6 protein-coding genes and 1 tRNA gene are annotated in these 6,500 nt (G+C 63.7%); 3 read left to right on the top strand and 4 right to left on the bottom strand.

What is annotated here, in order from left to right:
* Positions 1 to 24: 24 nt before the first annotated feature.
* From X735_RS157070 to X735_RS157060, 3 genes are read right to left on the bottom strand one after another with little or no spacing between them, the layout of a single operon-like run.
* The gene (locus X735_RS157070) at positions 25 to 831 is read right to left on the bottom strand and encodes an SDR family oxidoreductase (RefSeq protein WP_023810159.1); all 807 of its coding nucleotides are present in this window, start codon (positions 829 to 831) and stop codon (positions 25 to 27) included.
* Positions 824 to 1,636 (bottom strand): hypothetical protein, encoded by an 813-nt coding sequence (locus X735_RS157065; protein WP_023810160.1) that lies wholly within the window; start codon positions 1,634 to 1,636, stop codon positions 824 to 826. Before X735_RS157065 ends, X735_RS157070 begins: the two co-directional genes overlap by 8 nt.
* A gap of 5 nt (positions 1,637 to 1,641) precedes the next feature.
* Positions 1,642 to 2,532, bottom strand: a complete 891-nt coding sequence (locus tag X735_RS157060) for a 2-hydroxy-3-oxopropionate reductase (protein ID WP_023810161.1) — start codon at positions 2,530 to 2,532, stop codon at positions 1,642 to 1,644.
* A 110-nt stretch (positions 2,533 to 2,642) separates the two neighbouring features.
* On the opposite strand from X735_RS157060, the gene X735_RS157055 reads away from it, so the two are divergent.
* Positions 2,643 to 3,407 (top strand): HpcH/HpaI aldolase/citrate lyase family protein, encoded by a 765-nt coding sequence (locus X735_RS157055; protein ID WP_023810162.1) that lies wholly within the window; start codon positions 2,643 to 2,645, stop codon positions 3,405 to 3,407.
* A 15-nt stretch (positions 3,408 to 3,422) separates the two neighbouring features.
* Positions 3,423 to 4,640, top strand: coding sequence for an FAD-dependent oxidoreductase (locus X735_RS157050; protein ID WP_023810163.1), 1,218 nt, complete (start codon positions 3,423 to 3,425; stop codon positions 4,638 to 4,640).
* A gap of 537 nt (positions 4,641 to 5,177) precedes the next feature.
* Here the strand turns inward: X735_RS157050 and X735_RS157045 are convergent.
* Positions 5,178 to 5,267, bottom strand: a tRNA-Ser gene (locus tag X735_RS157045).
* Between the two features lie 359 nt (positions 5,268 to 5,626).
* On the opposite strand from X735_RS157045, the gene X735_RS157040 reads away from it, so the two are divergent.
* Entirely contained in the window at positions 5,627 to 6,331 is a 705-nt protein-coding gene (locus tag X735_RS157040) for a hypothetical protein (RefSeq protein ID WP_023810165.1), read from the top strand.
* The last annotated feature ends 169 nt before the right edge of the window (positions 6,332 to 6,500 follow it).

The following is a 6,500-nucleotide window of genomic DNA, read 5'->3' on the forward strand; positions in this document are numbered from 1 at the left end:
ATATTGCTCACTGGATTATCCTTGTCAGATAGCCGGCGTTTGCCGGATGGGATTTCCCTGCAGATATTGTGCGTAAGGCGCCTGAACCAGCCAGCCGGCGTCGACCGGCAAGGTGACGCCGGTAATCGAAGCGGCGCGCTCCGAGCAGAGGAACAATGCCGCCTCGGCGACATCGCGCGGCTCGACGAAGCGTCGCAGTGCCGTGGTGGCCTGTATGGCTTCGGGGTTGCGTTCACCCTTGGCGATCTTGGTCTTCAAACCATCGGAAAGTGTATAGCCGGGCGCGACCGCATTGACGCGAACGCCATGCGGGCCGAGTTCGGCGGCGAGGATCTGGGTCAGGGCCAGGACCGCATGCTTTCCCGGCGTGTAGGCCGGCAGCGACAGCGGCGCGAAAGAGGCGAGCGAGCCGACATTCAGGATCGCGCCTCGCCGGGCGGCCGACATCAGCCGGCCAAACACCTGGCACCCCAACAGCGTGCCGCGATAATTCACCCGCCACATCTTCTCGTCCTCGTCCAGATCCTGATCAAGGACGTACTTGCCGCTCTGCAAGATGCCGGCGCAGTTGACGACGACGTGAGGCGTGCCGAACCCGTCGCTGACAATCCGTGCCAGAGCCTCGACTGAGCCGCTATCTGCGACATCTGTCTGGACAAACAGCGCACGCGGCGCGCCTGCCGCCTGGCAGGAGCCGGCCGCCTCATTGCCCCTCGTCGCATCCCGGCCGGAGACGACCACATGATAACCGTCTTCGGCGAAGCGCTGCGTGATAGCGCGTCCGATGCCGGACGTGCCGCCGATGACGACGGCAGTCGGTGTCTCAGCCATGGCCACGGTCCTTGCCTTCGATGTCGAAGAATTCGGACATCGCCCGGACCTGGAAATCCATCATCGGGCGTCCCGGTTGAACGCGGCAGCCGACCCCCTTGGCCGCCCGCAGCAGAGCGGTTTCCGCAGGCTCCATGATGATGTCCACGACCGTCATATCCGGGGTCAGCCGGCTGACGTCAAGCGGCAGCGGATCGCCGGCATGCATGCCGACAGGTGTGGCGTTGATCGCCATATGCATGCCGGAAGGCTCGGCCCCTCCGACCTGGATGCGGCATTTCGGGAACGCGCGGCCAACCAGCGCCGCCAGTTTCTCGGCACGCGCCGTATCGATGTCGGTAAGGCGGATTTCGTCGGCGCCGGCTTCCGCGAGACAATAGGCGAGCGAGGCACCGGCGCCGCCGGCACCGACTTGAAGAATGCGGCGGCCGGCGATCTGATGTCCGTTTGCCTTTAGCGCATCGATGAAGCCGACGCCGTCGAAATTGTCGGCATACCAGCTGCCATCCGGCAGCCGTCGCACCGAGTTGGCGCTTTCCACCCGCGCGGCGCGGTCATGCGCGGCGGAGCATTTGTGGTAGACGGCAACCTTGTACGGCACCGAAATGATCACGCCCCTGATATTCTCGGCTGCCGTGATGCCGGCCCAGAAGGTCTCGAAATCCTCCGGGCGGCAGCTCAAGGGCACCATGAGGCTGTCGAGGCCCTTCTGCTCGAAGATCTCGTTGAATATGCCGGGGCTCTTGGCATGGGCCACGGGATGGGCCAGCATCACGAAGATCTCGGCCTTGCCGGTTCCGCGCATCGGTTTTACTCCTTTTCTTTTGACAGTTCGTGGCCGCTGAGGATCTCCAGCGCCCGGACGAGAGACGAGTGATCGGCCTCGGCGCCGCCTGGATGGCCTGAACAGGCATTCATCAGTTGCTGCGCCATGGCGGTGTTCGGCAGCGCCACGCCAAGGACGCGGGCACTGTCAAGCGCCAGGTTGAGATCCTTCTGGTGGAGCTTGATGCGGAAGCCTGGGGCGAAGGTCCGGTCGATCATGCGCTGGCCATGCACTTCCAGGACGCGTGAAGCGGCGAAGCCACCCATCAGGGCGCCGCGCACCTTCGTCGGGTCGCACCCGGCCTTGCTGGCGAAGACAAGCGCTTCGGCCACGGCCTCGATGTTGAGCGCGACGATGATCTGGTTGGCGATCTTGCAGGTCTGCCCGGCGCCATTCTGCTCGCCGATCGAAGTGACGTTCTTGCCGAGTGTCTCAAAGATCGGCAGCGCCCGCTCGAACTCGGCGGCCGGGCCGCCGACCATGATGGTGAGGCTTGCCGCCTTGGCGCCGACCTCGCCGCCCGAGACCGGGGCGTCGAGGTAGCCGGCTCCCTTCTCTCGCAGTTTCGCCGCGAACGCCGCCGTGGCGATGGGGCTGATCGAGCTCATGTCGACGACCAGCTTGCCGGCTGACAGTCCTTCCAGGACGCCGTCCTCGCCCAACAGGACGCGTTCGACGTCAGGCGTGTCGGGCAGCATGGTGATGATGATCTCGGACCGCCGTGCCACTTCGGCGGCGGACGCGACGACCGATGCGGTCAGGCCCTGCGGTAGAGGGGAGCGATTGAGAACGGTGACGATCTCATGCCCGGCATCGGCCAGGTGGCGCGCCATCGGTGCTCCCATGACGCCAAGCCCGATGAACCCGATCCTCATTCTCCAGCTCCCATTCGAAAGTCCGCACATCCCATCTTGCACCGTTTTGTAGCCATATGATATAGGACATCATACAAATTTCAATCCAGATGATTGGAGATGATCGCAAGATGCAAGAACGCCTCAACACGCTGAAAGCTGCCACAGCGGCTGGCCAGGCTCACATCGGCATCTGGTGCTCGCTGGCTTCGGCGCTCACCACGGAGATCGTCGCCGGCTCCGGAGCCGATTGGGTGCTGATCGACGGCGAGCACAGCCCCAACCATCTGCGCAGCATCATGGCGCAGCTTCAGGTGATGGGCGGCTTCGACAGCGAAGCTGTCGTCAGGCTGCCCTCCGACGATCCCAATCTGATCAAGCAGGCGCTGGATATCGGCGCACGCAGCCTGATGATCCCCAATGTACGGACCGCCGATCAGGCCCGCGCCATCGTCGCGGCCATGACCTATGCGCCCGGCGGATTTCGCGGCTTCTCGGTCGGTCACCGCGCCAACGCCTTCGGCCGCATCGCCGGCTACCACGCCAAGGCGCGTGAGCAGCAGCTTCTCGCCGTGCAGATTGAGGATGAATTGGGCGTGGCGAATGCCGCCGAGATCGCGGCGGTCGACGGCGTCGACGTTCTCTTCGTCGGTCCCGGCGATCTTTCCACCAATATGGGCGCGATGGGCAATCCCGGCGCGGCACATGTCCAGGAGGCAATCTCGTCCGTGCGTCAGGCCGCAACGGCGGCAGGCAAGGCAAGCGGCATCCTGGCGCCGGCGAAGGCCGATGCCGACCGCTACCTTGCCGAAGGCTTCACCATGGTTGCCGTCGGTTCGGACCTTGGCCTTCTTGCGCGGGGCTCGGATGCCCTGATCGCATTGTTCAACCAGTAGCTTGGAGTCGGAGCCATGGCGATCCCGCCTTACAAAGCGCCATCGCGCAACGCCTACGACATCGTCATCGTCGGCGGAGCGGTTGTCGGCTCGTCCACGGCCTACTGGCTGAGCCAGGCGCTGGGCAGCGGTGCCTCGATCCTCGTGGTCGAGCGCGATAGCAGTTACGAGTTTTCATCGACAGCGCTGTCCACCAGCGCGATCCGGCAGCAATATTCCAATCCGATCAATGTGAAGATCAGCCAGTTCGGCATCGAGGTCATCCGCACCTTCCAGGAGCGCATGGCACCCTTCTACAAGGACGAGCCGGCGCCCGATCTCGGCTTTCGTGAGCACGGCTATCTCTACTGCTGCTCCCCGGACGGCATCGAAGCGGCCCGCGAGCGCGTCGACCTGCAGCGAAGTCTCGGGGCTCACACTGTCTTCCTCGAGCCGGGCCCGCTGAAGGATCGCTTTCCCTGGCTCAACGTGGATGATCTCGGCGGCGGTTCCTGGGGGGCCCGGGAAGAGGGCTGGTTCGATTCCATGGGGCTGATGAACGGTTTTCGCCGAGCCGCCCGCGCCAGCGGTGTCGAGTATATCGATAATGCCGTGACGGAGCTTGGCATCGCCAACGGGCGGGTCGTCTCAGTGCGCCTCGCGACCGGCCAGACGATCGCCTGCGGAACATTGGTCAACGCCGCGGGTCCGCGCGCGCAACAGGTGGCAGCCATGGCCGGCCTGTCGATCCCGGTCGCGCCGTACAAGCGCTATAGCTTCGTCTTCGCCAGTGCCAATCCGATCCCTGGCCGGATGCCTAACGTCATCGACCTTTCCGGAACATTCGTGCGCCCGGAAGGCGAGCTTTTTCTCACCGGCAACACCCCGCAGGGCGACGGGCCGGCCGGCTACGACGACTTCGAAATGCAGTATGAAGAGTTCGACGAATATATCTGGCCAGCGCTCTGGCATCGCGTCCCGGCCTTCGATGCCCTCAAGGTCCAGACCAGTTGGACCGGCCACTACGAGTACAACATGCTCGACCACAATGGCATCGTCGGCTTCCACCCGCAGGTGACCAATTTCATGTTTGCCAACGGCTTCTCGGGGCACGGGCTGCAACAGTCGCCAGCCGTGGGCCGGGGAGTTTCAGAACTCATCGTTCACGGGGCTTTCCAGACACTCGATCTGTCGCCGTTCTGTTACGAGCGCATAGAGCGCAACGAGCCGTTCCTCGAGGAAGCGGTGATCTAGGGCGAGATGATCGACCGTTTTGCTGCCATTCTCCGGTATTCGGCCCGGCATTTGTCGAATGAAATTGCATCTCAGTGGAGACGGTAGTGAAAACTGCTCGCCAAGTTCAGAATATGACAGCACCGGGGCAACACTATCACACCTTCAGCACAAGCGCCCCGGTTGTCCTCCTGGCCTCGAGATCGCGATGAGCGTCGGCAGCCTGCGCCAGTAGGCGCCGACCGGCGGGCATGCATAGGCAATGCGGTCGCCGACTGAAAAGCCTGAAACCTCCGGGCCGACCGCTGCGATGAGACCGGCGGCTTCCATGCCCGGAACGCCCGGCGGCTACAGGAGGTCGAAATCCGGTCCTGCAATAGACGTCGATGAAATTGACCCCAATGATTGTGTGACGGATCTGGACCTCGCTACGATGGCGGCGCCAAGCCGATCTCCGCAAGCTGCAGAACGTCGGGTCCTCCGTGGCGCTCGACGAGGATTGCCTTGGTCCGTGTGCCCTGGGCGCCGGCTCCAGGCAACTCCGGCTGGGTTGCAAATTGGCGGAGAGAGCGGGATTCGAACCCGCGTTACGGTCTCCCGTAAACACACTTTCCAGGCGTGCGCCTTCAACCACTCGGCCACCTCTCCGTCCATGCATGTCGCGTCGGCCGGTTTCGCCGTGCGGGTTGGGGAGATGCACCTCCCTTGGGGCTGAGGCGTGGAAATCCGCGCCGGCGCCGCCAACCAGCGAACGCCCTTCCCCGCACCTGAGCCGAAGCAACAGGCGCGGGGCTCATCTAGTCGATCCGGCGCCGAATGCCAAGCCATAACGGCAGTCTATTCGCTTTGCCGGCCACACAGTGTTTCACAAGGCGGCCGGCATGCCCGTTTTTACAGGCGCCGCCGCTGCAATGGTGTGCACAGGCAGGACCGCGGGGCCGGCCGCCCTTGACTTCCCCCGGAGTTGCCTGTCGGGTGCCGAGGCTTTGCGGGGGCATTGTGCGGACATGACATCGAGCAATGGACAGACGCCAGTCAGGCGGCCGGACAGCGGGCTGTCCTTCGTGCCGGTGGGCTGGCTTGTCTTCGTCATGGCGTGGTCGGTCTACGGCCTGATCTCCGTCTGGCCCGCGGTCGGCGCCACCGGCCTGCCAGACAGCGTGTTTTACCTTATCTATGGCGGGCTCGTCATCGATATCGTCACCATCCTGTGGGGGCTTTACCTGCTCGGCCTCGCCTTCGGCCGCTCGGCCCGCTTCCCGCGACGGTTCATCATCTGGCAGGTCGCCACAATCGTCTGGCTGGTGACCTGGCAGGCCTGTGCACTGACGATTTCGGATTTCGTCTTTTCGGGCCAGGCGCTTGCCATCATGGCTGCTCAAATCGCCATCGGCGTTCTCTGCATCTATCTGCTGCGCCGTGGATCCGAAGCCGATGCCGTTTATGTCAATCCGGAAACCGAAAGCCCATCGGCCTTCGTCTCGGTCATCGCCGCGCTGCTCGGCATCGTCCTGGGCGCGGTCATCGGCGCCGTGGGCGGATTCGCCATCGGCTCGGTGATCGCTGATGCCACCGAGATGAGCTGTTTCGAGGGCGCCTGCGGCTATTTTGCCGTGTTCACCGGCCTGGCCGGCCTCGTGATCGGCGCCATTGGCGGCGGCATTTTCGCCGTCTGGCTTGTCCATCGGCGCAAAAGGAAGCCGGCCGTATAATTCGCGCAGAGCAAGGAATCCGGGTTCACCCGGTCTTTAAAGACTTCGCCGGCACGTCGGTTTGCAAGGCACCAAACGCAAAAACCCGCCTGTATGAACTGACCCCCGAAAGTTGGACATCCACCTTCGGGGGTTTTCATGTCCAAACACAGCGAGAGTTTGAAGCGCA

It is taken from the genome of Mesorhizobium sp. L2C084A000 (assembly GCF_000502875.1).
Lineage (GTDB): Bacteria > Pseudomonadota > Alphaproteobacteria > Rhizobiales > Rhizobiaceae > Mesorhizobium.

What these genes read in the sequence shown, in the direction of transcription:
- X735_RS157070 (WP_023810159.1), bottom strand. Translation starts at nt 831, where the DNA reads ATGGCTGAGACACCGACTGCCGTCGTCATCGGCGGCACGTCCGGCATC.
- X735_RS157065 (WP_023810160.1), bottom strand. Translation starts at nt 1,636, where the DNA reads ATGCGCGGAACCGGCAAGGCCGAGATCTTCGTGATGCTGGCCCATCCC.
- X735_RS157060 (WP_023810161.1), bottom strand. Translation starts at nt 2,532, where the DNA reads ATGAGGATCGGGTTCATCGGGCTTGGCGTCATGGGAGCACCGATGGCG.
- X735_RS157055 (WP_023810162.1), top strand. Translation starts at nt 2,643, where the DNA reads ATGCAAGAACGCCTCAACACGCTGAAAGCTGCCACAGCGGCTGGCCAG.
- X735_RS157050 (WP_023810163.1), top strand. Translation starts at nt 3,423, where the DNA reads ATGGCGATCCCGCCTTACAAAGCGCCATCGCGCAACGCCTACGACATC.
- X735_RS157040 (WP_023810165.1), top strand. Translation starts at nt 5,627, where the DNA reads ATGACATCGAGCAATGGACAGACGCCAGTCAGGCGGCCGGACAGCGGG.